Origin of the sequence: Streptomyces iconiensis (assembly GCF_028657195.3) — a bacterium.
Taxonomy (GTDB): domain Bacteria; phylum Actinomycetota; class Actinomycetes; order Streptomycetales; family Streptomycetaceae; genus Streptomyces; species Streptomyces iconiensis.
Map to the genome: position 1 here is coordinate 1 of NZ_JANCPR020000006.1, position 23,297 is coordinate 23,297.

Consider the following 23,297-nt stretch of genomic DNA (forward strand, 5'->3'; position numbering starts at 1 on the left):
CTCGCCGACGAAAACGACACCTTGCCCACGACCGCCCCGCCGGAACACCCACCGGCGGGGCGTCGCCGTCACACCACATCGGCACCCTGAACGCCGCCCTCATCGGCATTTTGAGCGTCGGGCAACAGTCGGGTCGGGGGGACCGTGACGGGTCCGTACCGTCACGCTGTGACGATCCCTCATGACCTGCGAAAAGGTCCGGGAACTCGATTCGATTCGGCGAGGATTCGAGATTTTCCGCCGACGGATCGTCGTCGATTCGCGGACGATTCGCCGACGAATCCGAAGGATTGCGCTCCTGGCCGCGCCGCTTTCCGGCGGCCTTCTCGCGGGCCTGCTGCTGCCGGTCGGCGGCGGCGGCACGCTTCGATTCCACCTTGTCACGGGTCGGGTTGTAGATCAGGAAGTCGTGAATCTGGAAGTCACCCGGGGTGGGCTGCGGGCAACGTGCGCACGGGTGGCCGTGCTCGTGCCACAGGCCGGCTGCGACCAGCTTTCGGCACTGCGGGGCGGTGCCGTAGAGCTGGGCCACGATGCCCGGTACGGCTCCTTCGGTGAGGTGCTGGGCGGCGTAGGCGCCAGCGCGCATCCACAACCCGAGCGCGGCGTTACCGGCCTTCAACAGCTTGGGGTGTGCGTGCGCGGTGTCGTCAACCTTGAACCAAGGCAAGGCGGTTGCTCCTGTCAGGGGGTGGGGCTGCCCGGGGCGAGGGGCGCGGCGGCTCTCCCTCGCCCCGGGGCCGGTCACGGGGCGGTGCGGTACGGGCGGGTGCGCGACGGCTGGTGCTCCTCGCACCGCGGGCCGCATGGGTAGGGGCGAGCGTCGGGGCGTCCGCACGTGGGGTTGCCGTGCCCGCACCCGTCGGCGGCTGGGTTGTTGCAGGCATTGCAGTACCGCTTGCCGTCCGCGCGGTGGCGACCGTGTACGGCCTGGTCGTGGTCGCACGACGGCGGCCGGTGAGCCATGCCGACGACGGCGGCGAGGGCGGCGCGGTCGCGCTGCCGGGTGGCCTGGTCGTCGGCATGGGCGGGCTCACAGCAGCGCGGGTAGTCGCACGTCGGGCGGACGCTGCCGATCGGCTCGCGGCCGGTGCGCAGGATGAACGCGGCCTGGTAGGCGGTGAAGTCACGGCCCTGGTGCCGGAAGCGTCCCGCGCCCGAGGCCGTGCGGCTTCCGCCGGTCCATTCGCGGTGCCCGCCCTCGACGGCCGCTGTTCGGGCGCCGAATGCCCGCGCGAGGCCGTCGGGGGCGAGGGTTGCGGCCGGGGCGGTCACTCGACCGGTCCGAACCGTGTGGCGATGCCTGCCCGGTGGAGCAGGTACCGCACGGCGTACGCGGCCTGCGGTGGGACGACACCGTTCCCCAGCGCTTTGAGCTGGGCGGGGCGGGACAGACCCGGCACGGCCGTGACGTGGCCGGTGGGGAGTCCCATCATCCATTCGACGAACGCCGGGGTCAGGCGGCCCCGATCGTCAGTTGGCCGGGGCGCTGTTCGTCCGGTGACGGTCTCCCAGCGGGTGACGGCCGGGCCGTACTGTCCCCACTCGACGGCTTCACCGGGAACGCGTTGAGTACCACTTCGGGAAGGTTCGCCTTCCCCTCCCGTACGCGCCGTTCGTTCGCCGCCGTCCGGGACACGGCGCCCTTCGCTCCGTCCAACGCCCGCGGTGTCGGTAGCAGGTTCGCGACTCGGGCCCGCAAGGTGTCGTTGCGGTTCCCGTCCGGGGCCCCCGGCCCGGTTGCCTCGCTTACCGTTGGCGTCGGCAGCAGGCCAGGCGAGGAGAAAAACGCGCTTTCGCTGGTGGGGGGCGAGTACGGCGGAAGCCGGTATGAGACCCCATTCCGCATCGAACCCGAGGTCGGCCAAGTCGCCGAGTACGGCGCCGAGAGCTCGAAGAGTCCCGGGGGTGTCACCTTCATCCAAAGGCGTGCCGTCGGGTCCCAAACCGCGAGCGGCAGGGGCTGAGAGGAGACCTGGGACATTTTCGATCACGGCCAATCGGGGGCGGAGTACGGATAGGGCGCGGGCGACGTGGGCCCACAGGCCGGACCGGGTGCCCTCGGCGAGGCCCGCGCGCAGGCCGGCGAGGCTCACGTCCTGGCAGGGGAAACCGGCGGTGAGGACGTCGACCGGCTCGACCGTCGACCAGTCGACGGCTGTCACGTCGCCGTGGTTGGGCACGTCGGGCCAGTGGTGCGCGAGGATGCGCGCCGCGTACTGGTGCTTGTCGTCGGGGTCGTACTGGCAGTGCCACGCCACCGAGGCGCCGAGCACGTCGCAGACGGCCATGTCGAGGCCGCCGTAACCGGAGCACAGGGAACCGATACGCGGGCGGTCATCGACGGCGAGCTGTCCGGGCACGGTCGGCGGGGGTGGGGCGTCGAGCAGGCGGCGGGTGCGGTCGAGGCCGCTGAGGGCGGCGCTCATCCGAGGGCCTGCGCGCGGTAGGCGGCGGTCCGCACGGCCTCGATGTGTTCCAGCTCGGGAGCGATGGTGACCCCCGCGTGTTCCAGCTCGTACATCAGGTCGGACATGGACCAGTCGTCACCCTCGTTCACGTCTTGGACGACGCGGGCGACTACGGCGCGGGTGGTGGCGAGGTCGGTCTCGACGGCGAGGAGACGCCGCAGGAGCGCCGCGACATCGTGGCGGGTGAGGGACATCTCGCTGCCGCGGCGGGCGAGTTGGTCGGCGGTGGCGAGTACCAGCTCGGGCGCGGCGGGGTGGACGCCGACGAGACAGGCGGCGAGTGCGGCGAGTTGATCGGGCGGTGTGCGGGTCACTGGTCGCCCTCCCCGCTGGTGATGGCGGCGAGCTGGTGTGCGAGGGCGCCCGTGTGCCATGCGGCGGCGGTCGCGTCCTTCCCGCCCTTGCGCCACGTGATTCCATGCGTGCGGCTCCGGGTGGGCTTGACCATGACGCCCGGTACCTCGTGCACTTCGCCGGTCTCCGGGTCGGCCCACTGGGCGGGGCGCGCTCCTGTCTTGCCGGGGGAGAGTTCGAGCGTGGCCATGGTCGCCAGTAGCTCGGCCGCCTTCCACGGTTTGACCGCACGTGCGACCTGCACCTCGGTCCATTTCTCGTCGGGGAACGTCGCGCGCACCCATTGGGCGAACGCCGCCTCATCGACGACGACGGGCCCGGTCTCGCCTTTGCGGAGCCCGATCGTGGCGACGGCCTCACCACTGGGGAGTTCAGCGGTGATTCGCTCGACCCCGTCCCGCTCGGCTGCGGCGTCGAGGGCGGCTTGTGTCCGCTTGCGCACGTCCTTCTGTGCGGCCGTGACGCGCTCGGCGAGCAGCTTCAAGATGGCTGCCTGCTGGGCGAGGTCGCGCAACGAGTCGCCTTGGGCTTCGGTGGGCGCCGACTTGTGCGGGGGTTCCTCGCCTGCTTCGACAGCGAGGCGGTTGACGCCGAGCCGTTCTGTGATGGTGTCGATGTGGTGCTGTTCGATCTTCTCGGCGAGTGTCTGCTCGGTGGCGGTCACGCGGCGCCCCCCTCAGCAGCGTCGAGCAGGTCGTCGCGCATCTCGCGGAGCTGAGCGACAGGGGCGCCGACGGGCTGGCACTGGAACCGGGCGACGAACGCCTCGTCGGCTTCGGCCGGGCCGGACAGTCCTGCGGTCTTGGCGGCGTCGTACATCTCGCCGAGCGCGGCGGCGTGCTCCTGCCGATCCGCCTCGGCGTGCGCGGCACGCTCCACGTCTGGGTGCCCGGAGGCTGCTGCGGCGGCGAGGTCGTCGTCGCTGATCTGCGGGCGCGGCTTGGCGCCCGGCTTGCCACTGCCGATCTCGACCAGTGTGGCGAGGTAGTCGGCCGGGGCACCCTCGTTCTTCGCCGCCGCGTGCAGCTTGCGCACGGTCGCCACATCGGCGGCGGCCTGGGCTTCCGCGACGAAGTCACGCGACGGTCGTGGCTGCTCCCACGGTCCCGGCTCGGCGCGCTGACTGCGGCGCGGCTGGTTCTGTTGCTGTGGCGGGGCCTGCTCGTCCGGCAAGGCCGGGGTGTCGCGGTCGCCGTCGTCGATGCTGCGGGCGTCCACGGGGATCATGAGGACCTGCAACAGCAGGTACTTCATGGCGGCGCTCATGGCCTTGTTGGTGGCCTTGTCGGCGTGGTCGGACGCCTCGCCCGGGACGGTGGCGAGCAGGGCGTCGCCCGCCGGGCCGTACAGGTAGTACCGCATCGTGAGGCGAACTGTGGTCATCTTCCCGCCCTCGCCCCGCCTTTCGGCGGTCTGCTCGGCGACTTCGGGCAGGATGAACAACCCGTGTTCGCGCATCGGTCCGGCAACGGCCGACATGAGGTCGTCGATCCCGCGGAACATGAACCGTTGCTGTTCGTTGCGCTTTTCCTTCGCGACGGGGGTCGTTCCGCGCATGACGGCGTTGATCACGGCGAACACGCGGGGCGCGTCCGCTGGGCCCCCGCCCGGGGCGGGGAGGTACTGGACGTGTGCCGGTCCGGCGGGGGTCTGCACGGCGTAGGCGGCCGGTGCGGTCGTCATGCGGTCTTCCTGTTCCTGGGGGCGCTGGTGCCGAGGACGGCGTGCGCGGCGCGGGCGGTGAGGGCGTCGGCGAGGGCAACGGCCTCGGGCGGGGTAAGGACCTGGTCGAGGACGGCGGACGGCGGCAGCTCGCCGTACAGGGCGTCGCGGGTGGCGTCGGTCTCGGCGGCGCGCATGGCGCGGCCGTAGTCGGTGGCGGACGGGTCGCACTCGGCGTCGTCGTACGCCTCGACGGCGCCGGCGTGCGCGGTGAGCAGCGCGGCGACGGTCTGGGGGTCGCGGGCGTAGGCGGCGGCGACCTCGTCGAGCAGCACGTCGGGCCGGTCATCTGCGAGGCGCACGGCGTAGCCGTCGGCGGTGAGCTGAGGGCGGATCATCCGTGCAGCTCCTCGGGCATCGTCGGCTCGTCGATGCTGAGCACGCCCGTGGTGGCGTCGTACCCGTGCGGGCGGGACCAGTCGGCGCCAGGGAACATCCGGCGCAGCAGGCCATGGGCGGCGCGGTGCGCGGCGCGGTCGGCTGTGATCGCGTGGCCGAGGCCGTCGTCGAGGCCGACCCACGTCGAGAGGCGGTCATCGGCCCGTACGGGGACGGTGCGCACGCGGGCGGTGCCCGGGGCGATCTGCGTGAGCTGTCGCGCGATCACGTCGCGGCGGATGAGGTGCCGGCGGGCGCTGCGGGCCCCGGTGACGGCCAGGGTGGCGCGGGGCGCGCGGGTATTCTGGTTGGTCACGGCCATGCCTTTCGCTGGGGTGGTCGTGTGGGCCGCCCCGGGTCGCATCCGGGGCGGCCGTTTTCTGTTGTGGGTGGTGCGGCTGGTCCGGGTCGCATCCGGGCCAGACGGTCAAGCGGCGGCGCGGTCCAGTGCCGGGGCCTGCTGGGCGCGCTGCTGGCGCTCCAGACGGCGAAGAATCGTTTCTGCGGCGGGGTCGAGGCGCCCGGCAGCGCGGTCGGCGTCGCGGCGGGCCCGTGCGGCGTCCAGGACGCGCCGAGCAGCGGCGAACGCTGCCTCGCGGGGGACGACTTGGGTCATGGCGCGGCCTTCACAAGCTGCCTGGCTGAAACCCCGTAGTGGCGCTCAACCAGCGCGGCGAGGGCGGCACTTGGGGCGGTATGCCCGTTCCACAAGCGCCATGCTGTATTACGTGCAACCTTCAACCGTCTTGCAAGGTCCGAAGGTGTGCGGTCGCCCATGTCCTGAGCAGCGGCGATCAGCGATGTGCGGTCGTACACGGGGTGACTCCGTTTCGATCCGTTCGAGAGTGGACAACTACCGTCCACGGGTGGAACGTTACGCCTGTGACTCATGTGCCGCAAGAGAGATTCGATCTTCACGAACGTTGACACCATGCACACATATGTGTACAAATAGTAATGATTATCGCTCACCAGTTCGCATCACGTGAAGACAAAGGGAGCATATAGTCATGATCCCGCCATCATCGTGGACGCCGCTGCATCGACCGTCCACGCGCGATATGTTCCACCCATGGAACGAACAAAGCGCGAGGACGACACCCCTGCCCGCTTCGCAGCCTGGCTCCGGGCTCAACTCGAACAACGCGGTTATGACCTACGACCTAGGGGCGGCGGACAGACAAAGTTCGCCGAAGAATCAGGGGTCGGCCGGGCCACGGTCAGCCGCATTCTTGCCGGTCACGGAGCCACCGATACCCGCGTACTCGCCACCCTCGCGAACGCTCTGCATCTCCCGCTAGGAGAGGTGTTGGTGCAGGCCGGAATCCTCGACGAGGCGGAACTCAGCGCCGTACGAGATCCCACGCCGGGCACCCGCCGCATTACGCCCGAGCAGGCCGCCGACGAACTCGGCATCGAGGACGACCAGTCGCGCCGCCTGTTCGTCTCCATGACCCACACCCTGCGACGCACGCCACCCCCCGGCGACGGCGCCGAACGCGCCGACGAGTAACCCCCTTGTACGGAGGAATACCCCGATGCGACGACACCTAAGAACGTGCGCGTACGTACTCCTGATGGTCGGCATAACTACCGGCCTTGCCGGGCTACTGACACACGACGGCGACCTGACCACCGCCGGGAGCATCATCGCGTTCGCTGGAGTGCCCGGCAGCATCATCACCTCTATCGACCGCGCGCACCGCATCTCCGACGACCAACTCGCTGCATCGCACCGCGACGGCTACCAACTCGCCCTGCGCCACGTCGCCGCGGGACTCCTGGACCCCCGCGACCAGGACACCCCGCCGGCCGACGGCCTCAGCCCCGCGCGCGTTGCCAACAACCTCGCCCCGAACCGCGCCGCCCCGTAGCTGCACCCGGCACGGCCACCCTCACCGGCGGCCGTGCCGCGCCCTCATCACGCGGCCCGTGGCCTGCTCGACACCCCGCCGTACGAGGCGAACACGCCGAGCGGACCACGGGCCGCGTGAACGCCACGCCACCCGCACCCATCAGAGAGGAGCAGCAGGCATTGTGACGACCACCCAGGTACCTGCGGCATTCAGTGCCACAACACCAAGCACTCGCGACCCGTACATCGGGTACATCCGCGTCTCGACGTGGAAAGAAGAGAAGATCAGCCCGGAGATACAGCGAACGGCGATCCTCGATTGGGCTCGGCGCAACGGGGCCGAGATCACGGAATGGATCGAAGACCTCGACACGACCGGCCGCAACTTCAAACGCAAGATCATGCGGGCGATCGAGATCGTAGAGAAGGGCAAAGAGCGGGGCATCGCGGTATGGCGTTACTCCCGCTTCGGCCGCAACCGCGCAGGGAACGCGATCAACCTCGCGCGCGTCGAGTCCATCGGCGGCCAACTCGTCAGCGCGACAGAACCAATCGACGCCACAACGGCGATCGGGCGATTTCAGAGGGGCATGATCCTCGAATTCGCAGCGTTCGAGTCCGACCGCATGGGCGAAGCATGGGCCGAGACCCACCAGCACCGACGCAGCGTCGGGCTTCCCGCCACCGGCCGCCCCCGCTTCGGCTACATCTGGCACCAGCGATGGGACGCCCGGACTCAGAAGCTCCAAGAGGAGTGGTACGAGCCGGACGAGGACGACACGGGGCCAGTCTGCGCCGAGGCGTACCGCCGGTACGTCGACGGCATGGGCTTCATGAAGCTGTGCGGGTGGCTCAACTCCAGCGGCTACCGCACCACACGCGGGACCATGTGGACCACGCCGACCCTTACCCGCTACATGGACAGCGGCTTTGCGGCCGGGCTGCTCCGCCTCCACGAACCGTCATGCACCTGCAACGGCAGAAAGACCAACGGCGGATGCCCCAACTACCTGTACGTCCAGGGAGCACATGAAGAGATCATCGAATGGGACCTGTGGCAGGCGTACGAGCAGCGACGCAAAGAAATCAAGGCCACCCCACCACGCGCACGCAACGCCCTGTACGAACTCACCGGCCTACCCCGGTGCGCCCAATGCCGCGGCGGCACCTCTATGACCACGGCCATCAGCACCCAGGACGGGCAGCCCGTCAACGTCAACGGCTGGGCCTACCGCTGTTCACAGCGTGCCGCGTCGGGCAACACGAAATGCGAGGGTGTATGGATTCCGCGGCACATCGTCGAAAGGAAGGTTCGCGAGTGGCTTGAAACCGAAGCGGCACACGGTGTCGATGCGGCCCCTGCCACCCCACAGCAGACGCCCGCCCTCGACGAGCGGGCACGCGCCCGCAAGGCTCGCGCCAAGCTGCAAGCGGAGGGCGAGCAGTACGACGCGGGCCTGCGTCGCCTCGCCGTCGACAACGCTATGACCCCGGAGAAGTATCCCGAGGGGGTGTTCGAGGCCGCGCGGGACGAACTCCAGAAGAAGCGGGCGCGCGTTGACGAGGCACTTAGCCAACTCGTCGAGGTCGAGGAGGCCCCGCACCGCGCCGACTTCGATCTACTCGTTGTTGGCATGGTCGAGGAGTGGCCGACGCTGCTCACAGCGGAACGCAACGCGATGTTGAAACAGCTCATACGCCGGGTCGCCCTCGTGCGGCTGCGAGACGACGAGGGGGTACCGATCCGGGGGCAGGCCGGCGTCGACGTGCAGATCCACCCCGTATGGAAGCCGGACCCCTGGGCCGAAGTTCATATCTGCCGCGGCCCCTTCGGGACAGTCGCCCCCGGCGAACGGGAGCTCGCCGAGCTGTGGGCACGTCCGGATTTCTGGCAGCAGGTCCCTCCGAGGTAGTGACATAGACCGGGTACGCCCCGAGAATCGCCGCAGGTAGCTACCGCCGCGTAACTCAATGGGGAGGCCCCCGGTGCTGAGCACGATGCAGGATGTACCGCTGACCATCTCGCGGATTCTGGAACACGGCCGCAAGGTGCACAGCACAGCGCAGGTCACGACCTGGACCGGCGAAGCTGAACCGGAGCGGCGAACCTTCGCAGAGATCGGCAACCGTGCAGCACAGCTAGCCCACGCACTCCATGACGAACTCGGAGTACGGGAGTCAGATGTTTTGGGCACCCTCATGTGGAACAACTCCCAGCACATGGAGGCGTACTTCGGCATCCCGTGCATGGGTGCCGTCCTGCACACCCTCAACTTGCGCCTGCCTCCCGAGCAGCTCGCGTGGATCGTCAACCACGCCGCCGACCGCGTCGTCCTCGTCAACGGCTCGCTGCTGCCCCTGCTCGCGCCGCTGCTGCCCCATCTGGCGCCGGTCGAGCATGTCGTGGTCGTGGGGCCGGGCGACACCTCCGTACTGGAGGGCTGCGCACCCCAGGTGCACGACTACGAGGAACTACTGGCGGGGCGTTCCACCACGTACGACTGGCCCGAGCTGGACGAGCGCACGGCGGCGGCCATGTGCTACACGTCCGGGACGACCGGCGAGCCCAAGGGCATCGTCTACTCCCACAGGTCGATCTACGTGCACTCCATGCAGGTCAACATGGCCGAGTCGATGGGGCTCACGGACGCGGACATCACGCTGCCGGTAGTGCCCATGTTCCATGTGAACGCCTGGGGGCTGCCGCACGCGGTCTTCATGGTCGGCGTCAGCGTGCTGTTGCCTGACCGCTTCCTCCAGCCGGGCCCGCTCGCCGAGATGATCGCGAGCGAACGGCCCACGCACGCCGCGGCCGTGCCCACCATCTGGCAGGGCCTGCTGGCCGAACTGGAGGCCAATCCGCGCGACATCTCCAGCCTGCGCACCGTCACCATCGGCGGCTCGGCCTGTCCGCCCTCCCTGATGGCCGCCTTCGACGAACTGCACGGCGTACGTGTCTGCCACGCCTGGGGCATGACCGAGACCTCGCCTCTGGGCAGCCTCGCGCACCCTCCGAGCGGGCTGAGCGCCGAGGAGGAGTGGCCGTACCGCGTCAGCCAGGGACGGTTCCCCGCCGGCGTCGAGGCCCGACTGGCGGCTCCCGGAGGCGGCTTCGCGCCCTGGGACGGCGCCTCACCGGGCGAGCTGGAAGTGCGCGGACCGTGGATCGCGGGAGCGTACTTCGGCGGCGTCGGCGCTGAACCAGTGCGACCCGAGGACAGGTTCAGCCCCGACGGCTGGCTCCGTACGGGCGACGTGGGTGTCATCACCCCCGACGGCTACCTCACGCTCACCGACCGGGCCAAGGACGTCATCAAGTCGGGCGGCGAATGGATCTCCTCGGTCGCCCTGGAGAACGCGCTGATGGCGCACGACGCGGTCGCCGAGGCTGCCGTCATCGCCGTACCGGACGACAAGTGGGACGAACGCCCGCTCGCCGTCGTCGTCTTCAAGGAGGGCGAGAAGTCCGTTCCGTACGAGGAGTTGCGAGACTTCCTCGGCGAGAACATCGCCCGCTGGCAGCTCCCCGAGCGCTGGGCCGTTGTCGAGAGCGTGCCGAAGACCAGCGTCGGCAAGTTCGACAAGAAGGTGCTGCGCGCCCAGTACGCGGAGGGCGGACTGGACGTGACCGAACTGGGCCGGAGCACCACGTCCTGAACCACGAACAGGCAGGGCCCCGGCCGAGGTTCGCCCCCCGGTCGGGGCCCTGACTGTTCCGCTGCTCACCACTGGGCGCCGCTGCTGACTACTGGCTGCGCCATCGCTCTGCTCCGCGCCCGCCGCGCGCACCGCGATCGCCCTGCGTCTTACGCCCCTACGCCCCTACGTGCTGCGCATTACGTCCTGCGCCCCGCACGTTGCGCCCCGCGCGTTGCTTGCGACCCTGTGCCTTGCGGCCTGGCCGTCAGCTGGCGCCGATCTTCGTCAGCAGGTCCACGATGCGGGACTGCACCTCCACGCTGGTAGAACGCTCAGCCAGGAACAGCACGGTCTCGCCCGAGGCCAGCCGCGGCAGTTCGTTGGGGTCCATGTCGGCCGAGGTGTAGACGACGAACGGGGTGCGGTTCAGCAAACCGTTCACCCGTAGCCAGTCGATGATGCCCGCGCGGCGGCGACGTACCTGCATCAGGTCCATCACCACGAGGTTGGGGCGCATCTGAGCCGCCAGGTTGACCGCCTCGGCATCCGTGGGCGCGCGCGCTACTTGCATACCGCGCCGCTCCAGCGTCGTGGCGAAAGCGCTGGCGATGGCGTGGTGTTCCTCGACCAGCAGCACCCTCGGAGGGTGCTGCTCGCTGTCACGTGGCGCCAGCGCCTTGAGCAGCACGGCGGGGTCGGCGCCGTACGCCGCCTCCCGCGTCGCCTGCCCCAGACCGGCCGTCACCAGTACGGGTACCTCCGCCGCCACGGCCGCCGTACGCAGCGACTGGAGCGCCGTCCTCGTGATCGGCCCGGTGAGCGGATCGACGAACAGCGCGGCGGGGTAGGCCGCGATCTGCGCGTCCACCTCCTCGCGCGAATGCACGAGCACGGGGCGGTAGCCGCGGTCGGACAGCGCCTGCTGTGTGGAGACGTCCGGTTCGGGCCACACCAGTAGCCGGCGCGGATTGTCCAGCGGCTCCGGCGGCAACTCGTCGTCCCTGGCATGCGGAGGCATCGCCAGACCGCGCCCGTCCGTCACCTCGATCGGGCTGTCGGGCCCGTCCAGCGGCTCAGGACCCTCCGTCATCGAGGGGCCGACGGAAGCACCGACGGCGAATCGCTGCGGCCCCGTACCGTTCTGCGACGCGGGCTGCGGCATCGGCATCGGACCCGGCATCGGGCCAGGCAGCGGCCCCGGCGGCGTTTGCGACTGAGCGGGCGCCTGGCCCTCTCCTTGCCCCTGGCCCTGTCCTTGCCCCGGCCCTGTGTTTCCGGCCTGCTCAGGGCCCGGTGCCGTGCCCTCCGGCTTCTCGGGAGGCGTCGACAACTTGCGGCGGCGCCCCGAACCCGCCGGCGGAGGCGGGGTGGACGGCGTGGACGGTATGGCCGAGGCAGGGGACGCGGGCGAGGGCAGCTGCCCATGCCACTGGTGCGCCGCCTGCTCCTCCGTACGCTCCGAGAACGGCACCGGAAGCCCCTGCCCCAACGTCCGTACAAGCGGCCCCTGATCAGCCCCGTACGGGCCCGTGGCGCCCCTCTCCGGCAGGGCGAGCCCCTGCCCCGGCCCCTGCTGTGCGGACGACTGCCCGGACTGATGCTGGCCGGACTGGTGCTGTTCGGACTGGTGCTGTTCGGACTGATGCGGCGGGGGCTGGTGGTGCCCCGACTGGTGGTGCCCCGGCTGTCGCTGTTCGGGCTGCTGTGGCGGGGGGCCGCCGAGGATCGGGCTCGCGGCGACGACCGAGTGATCGGCCGTACGCCGTTCGCCCTCCGCCTCCTGCTGCCCCGCACCTCCGGCCGCCCCGGCCTGCCGTTGCTGCCCCGGCGCCTCGGCTCCCACGAGGGAGAACCCGCCACTGTCGGCGCCGCCGCCCTGGCTCGCGGGCGCGCTGACGCCGTTGAGGGAGCCCATGCCGGGCTGCTCCTGCTCGGCCGCCGCCGCGCTCTCCTGCGGCTCCGAGGGAGCCGGCGGCAGCGCGAACGGTGCGTGCTGCGGCCCCTGCTGGGCCTCCGCCTCCGCCTGCGCCCGCGCCTTGGCCGCCGCGATGCGCCGCGCCCTCCGGCCACCGCCCGCCGCGCCCTGCAGCTCCAGGTCCTGCGAAGTGCCCGCGCCCGCGCCTTCGGTGCCCTGCCCCGACGGCCCTGATTGTCCCGGCTGCCCCGGCGGCGGCATGGGGACCGACGTGGAGGTGGAGGGTGAAGCGGACTGCGGCTCGGGAACGGAAGCCTCGGCAGCCGCTTCCCCGCGCCCCTCCGCCGGATCGGCCAGTGCGCGTCGGGCACGCCGCCCTGAACTCTGCGCCGGCACAGAAGCGTTTGCGCTCCCGCCCGCAGGCGGCAGCGCCATGGGCCCGCCGAGTGTGTCGTCCTCGTCCGCACGTGCGGTCTGCTCGTGCTGTTCCTCGCCGGGGCTCGGCCGCCCCCGCCGCCGTCCCGTCGGCCGGGGCACGTCCCCGCTGTGCGGGGCCTCCTGGGCCGGGACCTGCGCGGGCGGGAGCTGATTCTGCTCCGCGGCGTGCGCCGGGGCCTGAGGGGTAGCGGCAGGGCCCAGTTCGGGCCGTCCTGGGTGCCCTTGTGCGGGCATGTGGGGCTGCTCGGACATCGCGGTTCCGGCCCGGCCCTGGCTGGTGGCCCGCTCCAACGCCGCCCTGCCCTGACCCGGCACGGAACCCTGCCCGGGTCCAGAACCCTGCTCCGGCCGAGGCCCCTGCCCCGGCCCAGGCCCCTGTTCCTGCCCGCGCACCGGCCCCAGTTCGCGGCTCTGGCGCGGATCCGGAACCTGCCCCAGTGCGGGCTCCAGCGCACGCGCCTGGCCCTGCGCGCCGTCATCCCCCCGCTGCTCGCCGGCTCCGCCCCCGGGAGCGGCGCCCTGACCGGGCCCCAGCTCCAGGCCCCGGCCCTGAAGCGCCTGGCCCTGTCCCGGCCCCTGCTCCTGCCCTGGTCCCTGCCCCTGTCCCCTGGCCTGGTCGTCACCCCGGCCGTCGCCCTGCCGACCCTGCCCGCCGGCACCGTCGCCGTCCTGGACCTGTGCGTGACCCTCCGTACCCCGAGCGGGGGCCGAAGGGACGGGCATCACGGTCGTCTCACCAGATGCCTGCGCCTCGGAACGCGGCGTACCGGCGCCGCCGTTCGACCGGCCCTCGGCCCCGTTTCCGTCGCCGGCGGCGGTACCCGTACCGCCGCCGCCCGTACCGCCGCCGCCCGTATCGCCACCGCTACTTGGAGCGCCGCCGCCCGTACCGCTGTCCGTTCCGCCGCGCCGCGCGTGACCCGCGGTCCGCTGACGCGTACTGCTTGGGTCTGCCGAGGCGACGGGCACCTCCAGCACGTACGCGCTGCCGCCCGCCGCGCCTGGTACGTCGTGGGTCTGGAGCACCCCGCCGTGGCGGGCGATGATGCCGCGTACCAGCGGCGCATGCACCGGGCTGCCGCCATGGTGCGGTCCGCGTACCTCGATGCGGACGACCTCGCCCCGCTGGGCCGCCGCGACCACGATCGTCGGGTCGACGCCCGGCGGTGGCGCCACCGGGGTCCGGCCCGTCGCGTCCACCCCGGCGACATCGGCGATCAGATGTGCCAGCGCGACGGCCAGCCGCTCCGGGTCGACCTCGGCCTCTATCGGGGGCGCGTGTACGGCGAACTGCGCGCGCCCCGGACCGATCAGCTCGACCGCGCCGTCGACCCCCGCCGCCACCACGGCGTCCAGGGGCACGGACTCGGTGCTCAGCCGGTCCTGACCCGAATCGAGGCGCTGGTAGTGGAGCACGTTGTCGACCAGCGTCGTCATCCGGGCGTAACCGGCGGAGAGATGGCGCAGGATCTGGTTCGCCTCGGGCCACAACTGCCCGGCGGGGTCTGCCGCGAGCCCGGTCAGCTCACCACGCAGCTGGTCGAGCGGCCCGCGCAGCGCGTCCTCCAGTACGGCACGCAGCTGCTCTTGACGCGCTACCAGTGCGTCGTACGGGCGCCGGTCGGTGAAGGTCAGTACGGCCCCGACCAGTTGATCGCCGTCACGCACCGGCGCTGTCGTCATGTCGACGGGCACCGGGTGCCCGTCCTTCGCCCACAGCGTCTGACCGACCCGTACGCGATGCTTGCGGCCGGAGCGGAGCGTGTCGGCGAGCGGGGTCTCCTCGTACGGGAGCGGCGTACCGTCCGGGCGGGAATGGTGCACCAGTGGATGCAGTTCCTGGCCGCCGAGGTCGTTGGCCCGGTAGCCGAGGATCTGCGCCGCGGCGGGATTGACGAGCACCACACGGCCCTCGGCGTCGACCCCGACGACACCCTCGGAAGCCGCGCGGAGGATCATCTCGGTCTGCCGCTGCTGGCGGGCGAGCTCCGCCTCGGTGTCGAGGGTTCCGGTGAGATCACGCACGACGAGCATCAGTAGTTCGTCGCCGGTGTAACTGGAACCGTGGCTCGTCCCGTGGTCAGCGAAAGCGGCGTCGAAGGCGGAGGCGTACGGCGTGCGCCCGTCCTCAAGGTTGGCGCTGGTCACCTCGACCGGAAACTCGGTGCCGTCGGTACGCCGCGCGACCATACGGGTCGGCTTCTGGCGTTCCTGTGTCTGAACGGCCTCTTCGGGACGCCGCATCGACCCGGGAATGCGCTTCGAGTCGAACTCCGGCAGCAGATCGAGCAGTCCACGCCCCACCAGCGCCGTACCAGGAGTCTCGAAGGCTTCCAGCGCGATCGTGTTGGCGTTCACCACTGTGCCGTTGCAGTTCACCAGGAGCAGCGCATCGGGCAGTGCGTCGAGTATGGCGGCGAGGCGAGCAGCGCCTCGGGATGGCCTGCTGCTCACGGCGACAATTCCTCCCTGCTGACCCCACGGTGCTCGTGACCTTCCGCCCGTTTCTTCCCTGTTGGTCCGGTCAGGTCGCGGCTGCCAGTCTGCCGTTCACCCCGGGCGCGTCACTAGGGGGAGTCTACGGGCAGCGGTGGCGCGCGCGGCGCCGGATGTGCGGGAGGGAAGTGGAGGAGCAGCACCGACGAGCGCGCCCGCCGTCACGAACTCGGCCCTCACGGGCGCCTCCGCCGCATCTGCGCGTTTCACGCGTTCGGCGTGTTCTATGAGGGTTCGCGACGGGCGAGGAGACCCACGGGATTCCTGTGCTCCATGAGGCGCGCGGAGCGCCGAACACCCTCTGACGACACCGCAGCACCGCGCCCCGTAGTGCTCACCATTGGCACTCACCTGCTAGTCACCCTTCGCGGCCGAACGACGCAGCCGGCTCGCTGGTTGCTCACCGGCCCACCGCGCGCGGGCGCCGCACTTCCACGCGCTCTCCGGAGGCGTCCAGAACGGGCTCTTCACGCAGCGGGCGCTTCACGACCTGGTGTGCCTCACGACCGGGTGCTTCTCACGACCTGGTGCGCCTCACCGACGCAGCGCGCCCACCGACGCCGTCCGTCTCACGACACATCCGGCAGCGCCGGAACCAGCTTCGCCCAGCGGTCGATCTCGCACCCGTTGGTCCGCTTGAAGCGTGCGTCGACCGTCTGGCCCCGCCAGGCACCGGACACATGCGCCGTGGCAGGACCCCCGTGGATCATCGTGCACTGCGCGTCCGGCGCCACTGGCTTGAACGGGTCCTCGCCACCTGCCGCCGCCCGCTCCAGCGCCGCACAAGCGCGTTGCGGCGAGGGGTGGTTCCCGCCCGCCGGTCGGCAACGGAGCGTGTACGAGCCGTCGTGCGCGCCGTTGCCGCTGTCGGTGACGGTGAACACGAGGCGGTCGCCATGGGCGGAGTGCCCGTCCGCTCCCGGCTCCTGCGCGCCGGCCCGTGGCCCCGGGCCCGCCAGGGCGAACAGGGCCGCGGCAGCGGCTACGGCGGTGACAGTACGGCGTGACATATGCGCTCCCGGTGTGGTGTTCCGCGGTCCAGAGGGACGGCCAGGGGCGCGCGTTGACCGAACGCACCCCCGGGAGTGAGCCCGAAGGCCCGGACGTGACGCAGGCCGCATCCCTCTTCTTCGCTTAACGCCCGTCACGCCGGGGCGTTGCGCACAGGTCAGGCCACTTGTCGCCGGTCATCTGCTTTGCCCGGGCTCCCCGCACCGAGTACGGTAGGGGCCGATTGGAGACAGCCCACCGGGCTGTGCCATCATCAGCACACACGTCGCCGCCCCATGCGGGCGGGCCGAGTGTGTGTGGAGGCTTCGCCTAGTCTGGTCTATGGCGCCGCACTGCTAATGCGGTTTGGGGTGATCCCCCATCCCGGGTTCAAATCCCGGAGCCTCCGCTTCTGATCCACAGGATCACCGAAGCCCCGGCCCTCACGGCCGGGGCTTCTCTCGTTCCCGCCCCGCCTCTCCCGTTCGCCGCCCCGCCTTGGTGAGCGGGTTCCGGCCCGGACGCCGTCCTCCGCGCCACCTCGCCCGACGGGGGATCCAAGAGGGCCTGGAGCGCTGTTTCCGCAGGTCAGACCCGTCCGGCCAAACGGATTTCACCTCGGGTCGCAGGTCATGTAATGTTGTTCCCGCAACGCCGACCGGCCGGAAAACAGCCGGAAAGCCAAGCGCTCGTAGCTTAACGGATAGAGCATCTGACTACGGATCAGAAGGTTGCAGGTTCGAATCCTGCCGAGCGCACAATAAAGATGCAGGTCAGGCCCCGTTCTTCCCAACTGGAAGGCGGGGCTTTTCGCTTGCGCTCTCACGAAATCTCACAAATTACGCTCAGTCGCTAAGTGATTACAGATCATCCGAGCAGTTCGCCGAGCTTGTCAGAGCCCACTTTCAGCGACTGCGGGTCGGGGTGAACGTAGATCCGCTTCGTGAACGACAGATCGGTGTGACCGGCCCACGCCGACACCACCGTGTCCGGGACGCCGTTGTTCGCCATCCACGACAGGACCGCGTGCCGCGCGTCGTACAGCCGCACCCGTCGCACCCCGGTCGCATCCATCAGCTTGTACGCCTCGCGCCTCAGCTTGTCCGTCTTCCACGGACGCCCCAACTCATCCACCATCACGTAGCCGCTGTTCTCGTACCCGTCGCCGGCGGCTATCCGCTCGGCATCCTGGATGGCGCGGAACATCTTCAGCCCGACCCACGTGGGCAGGGGCAGGGGCAAGGCGCGCTCTCCGGCGTCCGTCTTGGCGTCCTTCTCCACCACGACGGAGCGCTCACCGCGGGGACGCGACGGGTCGTAGGTCAGGGTCCGGGTGTTGCCGATGGTGGTCGTGCCGTTCGCAAGGTCGATGTCCTCCGCCCACCGGGCGCCGCACACCTCGGCCGGCCGTTCAGCAATGAACGTCAGCATCCATCCCCCGAACTCCCGGGTGTCCCGGATGCCGGCGAGGAACTGCCGCACCTCGTCCTCGTTCCAGGGCTTCCGCTCGCGCTTCTTGGCACGGGCTGCCTTCCGGGCCTCCTTCGGCACGGTGACGTACTCGGCGACGTTCCGGGCCAGGATGCCGCGGCGTATCCCCAGGATGAGGACCGCGCGCAGCCGCCCCAGTGTGAGGGACACCGTGCGAGCGCTCAGCCCTGTGCCCGGCTCCCCACCGATACGGCGCGCGCTGGTGAGCATCCACTCCACGAGCGACTGAACGTCTTCCTCTGTGAGCTGCTGAACGCGCTGCGCCCCAAGGTGCGTCTTCACGTACGCCATCGCGTCGACGTAGCTGCGCGCCGTCTTCGCCTCGACATCCGGCGTGACCAGCGCGAGCCACATGTCCACCAGCTGCGCCACGGTGAGCTTTGAGGGGGCGATCAGTGTTCCGGCGTTGCGCTGCGACACGATCCGCGCGTACTCGGCCTTGGCTTCCTTCAGCGTGTCCCGGGTGACCGTGAGCTGACGCCGTTTCCCCGTGGTCGGGTCTGGTCCCGCATCGACCACGAAGCGGTAGCGCACCTCTCCTTTGCGGTTGGGCTGGAGTTTCTTGATCGGATCATCCATCAAGCACCTTCTTTCTCTTGGTCACTCCTCGCCCCCGGGAGGAACGTTGGAAATGACCTCACTCATGAAGTCGCCCACGGGGAGCAGCCGGGCAGTGATCCCCTCTTGTTTCGCCTGATGGAGCCACGACCGGACAGTGCTCGGCTGAACCCCCCGCCCGTCCGCCACGACATTCGCCGGGGCCTTCTCGCCCCGGGCACGGGCGACCTGGTGCTCTTGGACGACTTCGGCGAGACGTACGAGGCGCCGCCACCGACGGGCCGCCGCGGCGCCGGTCTCCGGGTCAAGGTCTGGCCATCGGTCGCGGACCATGGCCCGCGCAGTCTCTGGAATGTCAGGCGGGGAGCCGCCGGGCCAATACGCCTCCAGTAGCTTCTCGGGCTCCGTGTGGCCGTGGCTGAGCGACATCTCGGCAGCGACGCGCGCAGCCCGCTCGAACTTCCCCAGCGGGAGCGTCTGAACGAGCGACGCGACGACGCGCAGCCGCTCGGCGACGGGGAGCGCCGGCCACGGCTCGACGCGCATGCCGCTGGGGAACAGCACCTCGCGGTCCTGGATCACGTACTCCCACGTCACCCGTAGCTGGGGATGCTCGATCGGTACGAAGGAGACCCCTAGGAGTTCGAGTGATTCGGTGCCCTCGATGGGGCTTGGTCCGTGGAATTGGACTCTGATCCGGCGCGACATGGCGTCATGGTGGCGGATGGCAGGGGTGCAGCGCAACGGCTCCAGGCCGCTTCCAGAAATGTTCCAGGCCATCTCTAGATCGGATTGCACAACACTTCTCGGGGTGATGTACTTCTCTCATGAGCCCCGATGACCTCCGGCGGATCAGTGCTATCCGCATGGCGGCTGCCAGCGGCGAAGCACGTGACAAGCGCCGTGAACTCCGCCTCACGCTCAAGGAAGTTGCCGCAGCCGTCGGCGCAAGCCCTTCGTCACTCCATCGCTGGGAGCACGGCCAGACCACGCCCCGCGGGGCGCTGGCCGTTCGCTGGGCGAAGGTGCTCGGCATCAAGACGAAGGTGTCGTGATGGCTGCCCAACGCGTAGCAGCGGCTGCTGCCCCGACCCTCGCAGAGATCCGCGCCTGGCCCGCCACCGTGAGCGTGCGCAAGGCAGCGACCGCGCTCGGGTGTAGCGGGTCGCACCTCTACACGCTGATCAAACGTGGCGAGTCGCCCGTGCGCACGCTGGCGTACGGAACTCGCCGTGTGGTGATTACCGCGTCTCTGGTGACCCTTCTGGAGGGTGCCTGATACGCGCTGGGCCCTGCCGCGTCGGTGATTCCAGCACCGACGAGGCAGGGCCCTCAGCGCCACACCCCGACACGACACAGCCCCGGTCACAACCGACAAGAAGGACCCGGGGCCGCGTCACTGAACGATGGGAAGGGACGCCATGCTCATCGTGGCACACCGGGAAAGGGCCGCGCCTGTCGCTCGTGCGTCCCTGGCCGAGAATCCATACGGGCTGACGCTCGCCGAGGTGCGTGCGGAGATATGCCGCTGCCTCGCGCGTGGCTGGCAACTCTGGGAGATCCGCAGGCGGTTCACCGCTGCGAGCGAGGACCGACCCGCGTGAGCGAGAACGAAGACGAGATCACCTCGCCGGTCCCGCACAACCTCCAAGCGGAGAGATCCGTACTCGCGGGGATGATCTACTCACGAGAGGCCATCGGCGAGATCGCCGAGGTGATCTCGTCCGGCGACTTCTACCGGCCCGCGCACGAACTCATCTTCAACGCGATCACCGCGCTTGACGCTGCGGGGGAGCCCGCCGACCCGATCACGCTCGCGGAGGCCCTACGTGCGAGCGGCGAGCTGGCCCGCGCGGGTGGCCCCGGCTACGTGCAGGAGCTGGCCAACGAGTTCGCCACCGTCTCCGCCTCCGTGAGGCACGCCGAGATCGTGCGCGCTGCCGCCCGACGCCGTCGCCTCGACCGCCAACTACGCGGCGCGATGGACCTCGTCCGGCGCGGCGAGCTGGGCAGCGACGAACTCAGCGCCGCGGTGCGCGGAATGATCAGCGACGTCATCGAGCCGGAGGAACCCCAGCTCGAACCGGGCTTGAAGTTCCGCGCGCTCGCCGACATCGCGGCCGACGTCGACAGTCGCCCGCCACGGCCGTGGCTGTTCAAGCCCGTCATCGTCTCCGGCGACTACGGCGTCATGTCCGCGCAGGACAAGGCAGGCAAGACCTGGGGCATCCTCGACGCCGCCGTCTCCTGCGCCGCCGGCCTCGACTGGCTCGGGCTGTTCCCCGCGGAGGACCCCGGCCCGGCCCTGGTCTTCCTCGGAGAAGGCAGCGACTCCAAGATGTTGCGCCGCATCCGAGCCGTGGCCCGGTCCAAGGGGCTGGCGCAGGAACAGGCTGACGCGCTGCCGGTCATCGCCTGCTTCCGTGCCCCGCAGCTCGGCGACGCGCAGCACCGACACCTCATCCTCCGAGCGGTGGAGCACTACCGGCCCAAGCTCGTCGTCATCGACCCCCTGTACCTGGCTGCGGGTGGGGCCAACGGCGCGGACCTGTACGCCATGGGCGCCCTGCTGGGCAGCATCCAGCACATCGTGCAGTCCGTCGGCGCAAGTCTGCTGCTCTCACACCACTGGAACAAGACGGGGGAGGGCAACGGACACAACCGCTCCAGCGGCGTAGGCCCCGGCGCCTGGGGCCGCTTCCTGATCTCGGTCGCGGTGCTCAACTCCCGTACTGACAGCGACACGCAGGAGAGCACCGTCCGTCTGAAGTGGATGTTCAAGGGCGACGAGATCCCCGAGACCGAGACCACCCTCGTCCGCCGCGTCTTCGCCGAGGACCCCGAAGACCTCAACAGCCGCATGCACTACAGCGTGGAGCTGGTTGACGACGACTCACCCGAGGACGACCAGACGCCCGCCGAGTTGGTCGGGCTCCGACCCGCTGCGATCCGCGTGCTGAACGTAGTGAGAGCCGCCTCCCACCCGATCTCGGTCAAGGGCATCGGGGATCGGCTGGCAGAGAGCAAGGACGGTAAGGGGCCGTTGAAGGCGCGCACGATCCAGGACGCGCTTCGCCAACTGGCCGAACGGAAGCTCGCCGATGACACCACGTTGCCCGGCACCGGTTCCCTGTGGCTCGCCACCTCCCCCAGTGAGGCGACACATGCACCCTGACCAGCACGCACGCCCCGCATGCGGCACGCACGCGCACCGTGCGCTCACCCCGTACGGAGGCGCGCACGCACGCACGTCTACTTACAGACGTGCGCGTGCGTGCGCTCCGTGGGGCCGAAGCGAAAAGAGAGGAACACCATGAAGCCCGAGCGCTCCAACCTCGTCGCCGGACCCGCAGACACCATCACCGCCATAGCCACCAACTACCGCTGCGGCCACTGCAACAGTGAGACCGAATTGCACGACGACGGCGGGATGCCCAGCATCCGCATCCACCACGACGACCAGTGCCCCGTCCTCACCGGCACCCTCTCCGCCCTCCCCGACACGCTCCGCGCGATGGTGCCCGACACCTTCCGCCCGGCCCGCTGATCCAGCGTGACCCGGTTCCTGCCCGCCCCGCCTGTGTGAGGCCCGGTTCGGTGGTCTTCTCAGGAAGACCACCGAAGCCCGCCCTGCGTTCGAGAGGACAGCACTGATGAACGTCGACGACGTAGTCGCCGAACGGATAGCCGCGGCACAGCGGAAGACCGAGGCCGACAAGCAGGCCCGCGCGGAGTTGGCCGCGGCACGCTCGGCCGGCCTGGCCGCCCGGCACGCGGCGAAGCTCGACCACCTCGCGCAGGACGAGCGCGCCGTACTGCACTGCCCGGCATGCCGTCGGCAGCGGCCGGCGCGGCGGATCGGTTCGGGTGCGGTCCTCGGGCGTCTGGTCGTCCTCGTGGAGTGCTGTGAGACGACGTGCGGCCTTGCGTGGGTGGTGCGCCCGGACGGGGCGTGAGCGGGGTCCGGAACGGCCAGGGCGCGCGCTGTGTCAAGTTCCCTGTGTCAAGTTCCCTGTGTCAAGGAGAAGGAGGCCCCGATGAAGACCAACCTGGAACGTACGGCGCAGACGGAGGAGATCCTGCGGCTTCGCGCTGAGGGCCTGTCGTTGCGCGCGATCGGTGAGCGGGTCGGCCTGTCTCACCAGGGCGTTGCCGACAGGCTCTCTTGGGTGCTGGCCGAGCGCGTTGCCGTGGGCGCGGAGGAGTTCCGGGCGCTGGAGTCGGCGCGGCTGGAGGCGTTGGGGCTTCAGGCGTACGACGTGCTCGCCGAGGCTGAGGGGGAAGTGCGGCTCAAGGCCATTGATCGGCTGCTGCGGCTGTCGGAGTCGCGGCGGAAGCTGTGGGCGCTGGACATGCCGCAGCCGTTGGACGTGGTGCTCTCGCGGCGGATGGACTTGGAGGGCGATCTGGTGGCCGATGCTTTGAGTGCGGCCCTTGAAGCGCTGGCCGTGTCCGGGCTCGATGAGGGCCGTCAAGACGTGCTGCGGCGGTACGCGTTGGCGTTGGCGCAGTGGCGGTTGCTCGGTGGTGAGGGGGAGCGGCCTGTCCCGCCGGCGGAGTCGGCGCCCGTGACGCCCGGCGGGGGCCTGGAAGCGGACTTGGCTGCGTTCCTGGAGGAGGAGGACGGGCGTGATGGACGCGAGTGAGCGCGAGCAGCAGCTCGCCGAGGCGCGGGAGCGGTTGAGGCGTGTGGCAAAGGCGGGGGACGGGCCGGAGTTTCAGCGGTTGAAGGGCGAGTACCGGCGGTTGAAGACGGCGCACATGGAGGCGAATGAGGACGAGGACCGGGCGCGGGTGCGGGCGGCGCGTGCGGTCCGGGAGGCGCCGCCGGTGCCGGAGCGGTGGAGTCTGCCGTTTGCCCGGAGTGCGGGGGCGGTGGCGCGGGATCGTGCGGGTGTGCGTGAGCGGGAGTTGCCGAGGGTGCCGGCGGGTGGGCATCTGTCGCCGTGGCGTCGGGGTGGGCCGTCGGTGACTACGGTGATCTGGCCGT

At 70.3% G+C, this 23,297-nt stretch carries 22 protein-coding genes, 2 tRNA genes and 1 pseudogene; 12 read left to right on the top strand and 13 right to left on the bottom strand.

All coding sequences use genetic code 11. The features are described from left to right. The 9 genes and pseudogenes from NMN56_RS07195 to NMN56_RS07235 all read right to left on the bottom strand — a co-directional run. Positions 1-670, bottom strand: a pseudogene (locus NMN56_RS07195) (hypothetical protein); the annotation flags it as partial. Positions 671-744: 74 nt separating this feature from the next. Then, a complete protein-coding gene (locus NMN56_RS07200) occupies positions 745-1,275 on the bottom strand; it encodes a hypothetical protein (RefSeq protein ID WP_274044534.1) in 531 nt (176 codons plus the stop codon). Beyond that, the gene (locus NMN56_RS07205; RefSeq protein ID WP_274044533.1) at positions 1,272-2,429 is read right to left on the bottom strand and encodes a DNA cytosine methyltransferase; all 1,158 of its coding nucleotides are present in this window, start codon (positions 2,427-2,429) and stop codon (positions 1,272-1,274) included. Before NMN56_RS07205 ends, NMN56_RS07200 begins: the two co-directional genes overlap by 4 nt. Continuing rightward, on the bottom strand, positions 2,426-2,785 hold the full coding sequence (locus tag NMN56_RS07210) for a hypothetical protein (RefSeq protein ID WP_274044532.1): 360 nt from the start codon (positions 2,783-2,785) through the stop codon (positions 2,426-2,428). The genes NMN56_RS07205 and NMN56_RS07210 overlap by 4 nt, the downstream gene beginning before the upstream one ends. Beyond that, entirely contained in the window at positions 2,782-3,489 is a 708-nt protein-coding gene (locus NMN56_RS07215) for a hypothetical protein (RefSeq protein WP_274044531.1), read from the bottom strand. Before NMN56_RS07215 ends, NMN56_RS07210 begins: the two co-directional genes overlap by 4 nt. Beyond that, positions 3,486-4,508 carry an ERF family protein gene (locus NMN56_RS07220; protein ID WP_274044530.1) on the bottom strand — a complete coding sequence of 341 codons (1,023 nt, stop codon included), beginning with the start codon at positions 4,506-4,508 and terminating at the stop codon, positions 3,486-3,488. Before NMN56_RS07220 ends, NMN56_RS07215 begins: the two co-directional genes overlap by 4 nt. Beyond that, the gene (locus tag NMN56_RS07225; RefSeq protein WP_274044529.1) at positions 4,505-4,885 is read right to left on the bottom strand and encodes a hypothetical protein; all 381 of its coding nucleotides are present in this window, start codon (positions 4,883-4,885) and stop codon (positions 4,505-4,507) included. Before NMN56_RS07225 ends, NMN56_RS07220 begins: the two co-directional genes overlap by 4 nt. Further along, positions 4,882-5,241: a hypothetical protein gene (locus NMN56_RS07230; RefSeq protein ID WP_274044528.1), complete on the bottom strand. Its 360-nt coding sequence runs from the start codon at positions 5,239-5,241 to the stop codon at positions 4,882-4,884. The genes NMN56_RS07225 and NMN56_RS07230 overlap by 4 nt, the downstream gene beginning before the upstream one ends. Positions 5,242-5,352: 111 nt before the next feature. Then, a complete protein-coding gene (locus NMN56_RS07235) occupies positions 5,353-5,541 on the bottom strand; it encodes a hypothetical protein (RefSeq protein WP_274044527.1) in 189 nt (62 codons plus the stop codon). A 456-nt stretch (positions 5,542-5,997) separates the two neighbouring features. On the opposite strand from NMN56_RS07235, the gene NMN56_RS07240 reads away from it, so the two are divergent. From NMN56_RS07240 to NMN56_RS07255, 4 genes are all read left to right on the top strand, one after another. Beyond that, positions 5,998-6,438 (top strand): helix-turn-helix domain-containing protein, encoded by a 441-nt coding sequence (locus NMN56_RS07240; protein ID WP_274044525.1) that lies wholly within the window; start codon positions 5,998-6,000, stop codon positions 6,436-6,438. 25 nt (positions 6,439-6,463) lie between these two features. Further along, on the top strand, positions 6,464-6,799 hold the full coding sequence (locus NMN56_RS07245) for a hypothetical protein (protein ID WP_274044524.1): 336 nt from the start codon (positions 6,464-6,466) through the stop codon (positions 6,797-6,799). A 163-nt stretch (positions 6,800-6,962) separates the two neighbouring features. Then, positions 6,963-8,693, top strand: a complete 1,731-nt coding sequence (locus tag NMN56_RS07250) for a recombinase family protein (protein WP_274044523.1) — start codon at positions 6,963-6,965, stop codon at positions 8,691-8,693. A gap of 73 nt (positions 8,694-8,766) precedes the next feature. Beyond that, on the top strand, positions 8,767-10,437 hold the full coding sequence (locus tag NMN56_RS07255; protein ID WP_274044522.1) for a long-chain fatty acid--CoA ligase: 1,671 nt from the start codon (positions 8,767-8,769) through the stop codon (positions 10,435-10,437). Positions 10,438-10,684: 247 nt separating this feature from the next. On the opposite strand, the gene NMN56_RS07260 is transcribed toward NMN56_RS07255, so the two are convergent. Together NMN56_RS07260 and NMN56_RS07265 are read right to left on the bottom strand one after the other, a co-directional pair. After that, a complete protein-coding gene (locus NMN56_RS07260; RefSeq protein ID WP_274044521.1) occupies positions 10,685-15,226 on the bottom strand; it encodes a hybrid sensor histidine kinase/response regulator in 4,542 nt (1,513 codons plus the stop codon). 611 nt (positions 15,227-15,837) lie between these two features. After that, the gene (locus NMN56_RS07265; RefSeq protein WP_274044520.1) at positions 15,838-16,278 is read right to left on the bottom strand and encodes an SSI family serine proteinase inhibitor; all 441 of its coding nucleotides are present in this window, start codon (positions 16,276-16,278) and stop codon (positions 15,838-15,840) included. A 299-nt stretch (positions 16,279-16,577) separates the two neighbouring features. On the opposite strand from NMN56_RS07265, the gene NMN56_RS07270 reads away from it, so the two are divergent. Further along, positions 16,578-16,667, top strand: a tRNA-Ser gene (locus NMN56_RS07270). 276 nt (positions 16,668-16,943) lie between these two features. Then, positions 16,944-17,016: transfer RNA gene (locus NMN56_RS07275), tRNA-Arg, on the top strand. A gap of 109 nt (positions 17,017-17,125) precedes the next feature. On the opposite strand, the gene NMN56_RS07280 is transcribed toward NMN56_RS07275, so the two are convergent. Together NMN56_RS07280 and NMN56_RS07285 are read right to left on the bottom strand one after the other, a co-directional pair. Further along, positions 17,126-18,328, bottom strand: coding sequence for a tyrosine-type recombinase/integrase (locus tag NMN56_RS07280; RefSeq protein ID WP_274044519.1), 1,203 nt, complete (start codon positions 18,326-18,328; stop codon positions 17,126-17,128). Between the two features lie 21 nt (positions 18,329-18,349). Continuing rightward, a complete protein-coding gene (locus NMN56_RS07285) occupies positions 18,350-19,087 on the bottom strand; it encodes a hypothetical protein (protein WP_280842801.1) in 738 nt (245 codons plus the stop codon). A gap of 47 nt (positions 19,088-19,134) precedes the next feature. Here NMN56_RS07285 and NMN56_RS07290 point away from each other — a divergent pair, with 47 nt between their 5' ends. The 6 genes from NMN56_RS07290 to NMN56_RS07315 all read left to right on the top strand — a co-directional run bounded on the left by NMN56_RS07290 (position 19,135) and on the right by NMN56_RS07315 (position 22,953). Then, positions 19,135-19,362, top strand: a complete 228-nt coding sequence (locus NMN56_RS07290) for a helix-turn-helix domain-containing protein (protein ID WP_274044517.1) — start codon at positions 19,135-19,137, stop codon at positions 19,360-19,362. A gap of 366 nt (positions 19,363-19,728) precedes the next feature. Then, positions 19,729-19,911 (top strand): hypothetical protein, encoded by a 183-nt coding sequence (locus NMN56_RS07295; RefSeq protein WP_274044515.1) that lies wholly within the window; start codon positions 19,729-19,731, stop codon positions 19,909-19,911. Continuing rightward, on the top strand, positions 19,908-21,482 hold the full coding sequence (locus NMN56_RS07300; RefSeq protein WP_274044514.1) for a DnaB-like helicase N-terminal domain-containing protein: 1,575 nt from the start codon (positions 19,908-19,910) through the stop codon (positions 21,480-21,482). The genes NMN56_RS07295 and NMN56_RS07300 overlap by 4 nt, the downstream gene beginning before the upstream one ends. 138 nt (positions 21,483-21,620) lie before the next feature. Further along, on the top strand, positions 21,621-21,854 hold the full coding sequence (locus NMN56_RS07305; protein WP_274044513.1) for a hypothetical protein: 234 nt from the start codon (positions 21,621-21,623) through the stop codon (positions 21,852-21,854). A 106-nt stretch (positions 21,855-21,960) separates the two neighbouring features. Next, positions 21,961-22,263 carry a hypothetical protein gene (locus tag NMN56_RS07310; protein ID WP_274044512.1) on the top strand — a complete coding sequence of 101 codons (303 nt, stop codon included), beginning with the start codon at positions 21,961-21,963 and terminating at the stop codon, positions 22,261-22,263. 81 nt (positions 22,264-22,344) lie between these two features. Further along, a complete protein-coding gene (locus NMN56_RS07315; protein ID WP_274044511.1) occupies positions 22,345-22,953 on the top strand; it encodes a hypothetical protein in 609 nt (202 codons plus the stop codon). Positions 22,954-23,297: the final 344 nt, after the last annotated feature.

What these genes read in the sequence shown, in the direction of transcription:
- NMN56_RS07205 (WP_274044533.1), bottom strand. Translation starts at nt 2,429, where the DNA reads ATGAGCGCCGCCCTCAGCGGCCTCGACCGCACCCGCCGCCTGCTCGAC.
- NMN56_RS07220 (WP_274044530.1), bottom strand. Translation starts at nt 4,508, where the DNA reads ATGACGACCGCACCGGCCGCCTACGCCGTGCAGACCCCCGCCGGACCG.
- NMN56_RS07225 (WP_274044529.1), bottom strand. Translation starts at nt 4,885, where the DNA reads ATGATCCGCCCTCAGCTCACCGCCGACGGCTACGCCGTGCGCCTCGCA.
- NMN56_RS07235 (WP_274044527.1), bottom strand. Translation starts at nt 5,541, where the DNA reads ATGACCCAAGTCGTCCCCCGCGAGGCAGCGTTCGCCGCTGCTCGGCGC.
- NMN56_RS07240 (WP_274044525.1), top strand. Translation starts at nt 5,998, where the DNA reads ATGGAACGAACAAAGCGCGAGGACGACACCCCTGCCCGCTTCGCAGCC.
- NMN56_RS07245 (WP_274044524.1), top strand. Translation starts at nt 6,464, where the DNA reads ATGCGACGACACCTAAGAACGTGCGCGTACGTACTCCTGATGGTCGGC.
- NMN56_RS07265 (WP_274044520.1), bottom strand. Translation starts at nt 16,278, where the DNA reads ATGTCACGCCGTACTGTCACCGCCGTAGCCGCTGCCGCGGCCCTGTTC.
- NMN56_RS07280 (WP_274044519.1), bottom strand. Translation starts at nt 18,328, where the DNA reads ATGGATGATCCGATCAAGAAACTCCAGCCCAACCGCAAAGGAGAGGTG.
- NMN56_RS07285 (WP_280842801.1), bottom strand. Translation starts at nt 19,087, where the DNA reads ATGGCCTGGAACATTTCTGGAAGCGGCCTGGAGCCGTTGCGCTGCACC.
- NMN56_RS07290 (WP_274044517.1), top strand. Translation starts at nt 19,135, where the DNA reads ATGAGCCCCGATGACCTCCGGCGGATCAGTGCTATCCGCATGGCGGCT.
- NMN56_RS07295 (WP_274044515.1), top strand. Translation starts at nt 19,729, where the DNA reads ATGCTCATCGTGGCACACCGGGAAAGGGCCGCGCCTGTCGCTCGTGCG.
- NMN56_RS07305 (WP_274044513.1), top strand. Translation starts at nt 21,621, where the DNA reads ATGAAGCCCGAGCGCTCCAACCTCGTCGCCGGACCCGCAGACACCATC.
- NMN56_RS07310 (WP_274044512.1), top strand. Translation starts at nt 21,961, where the DNA reads ATGAACGTCGACGACGTAGTCGCCGAACGGATAGCCGCGGCACAGCGG.
- NMN56_RS07315 (WP_274044511.1), top strand. Translation starts at nt 22,345, where the DNA reads ATGAAGACCAACCTGGAACGTACGGCGCAGACGGAGGAGATCCTGCGG.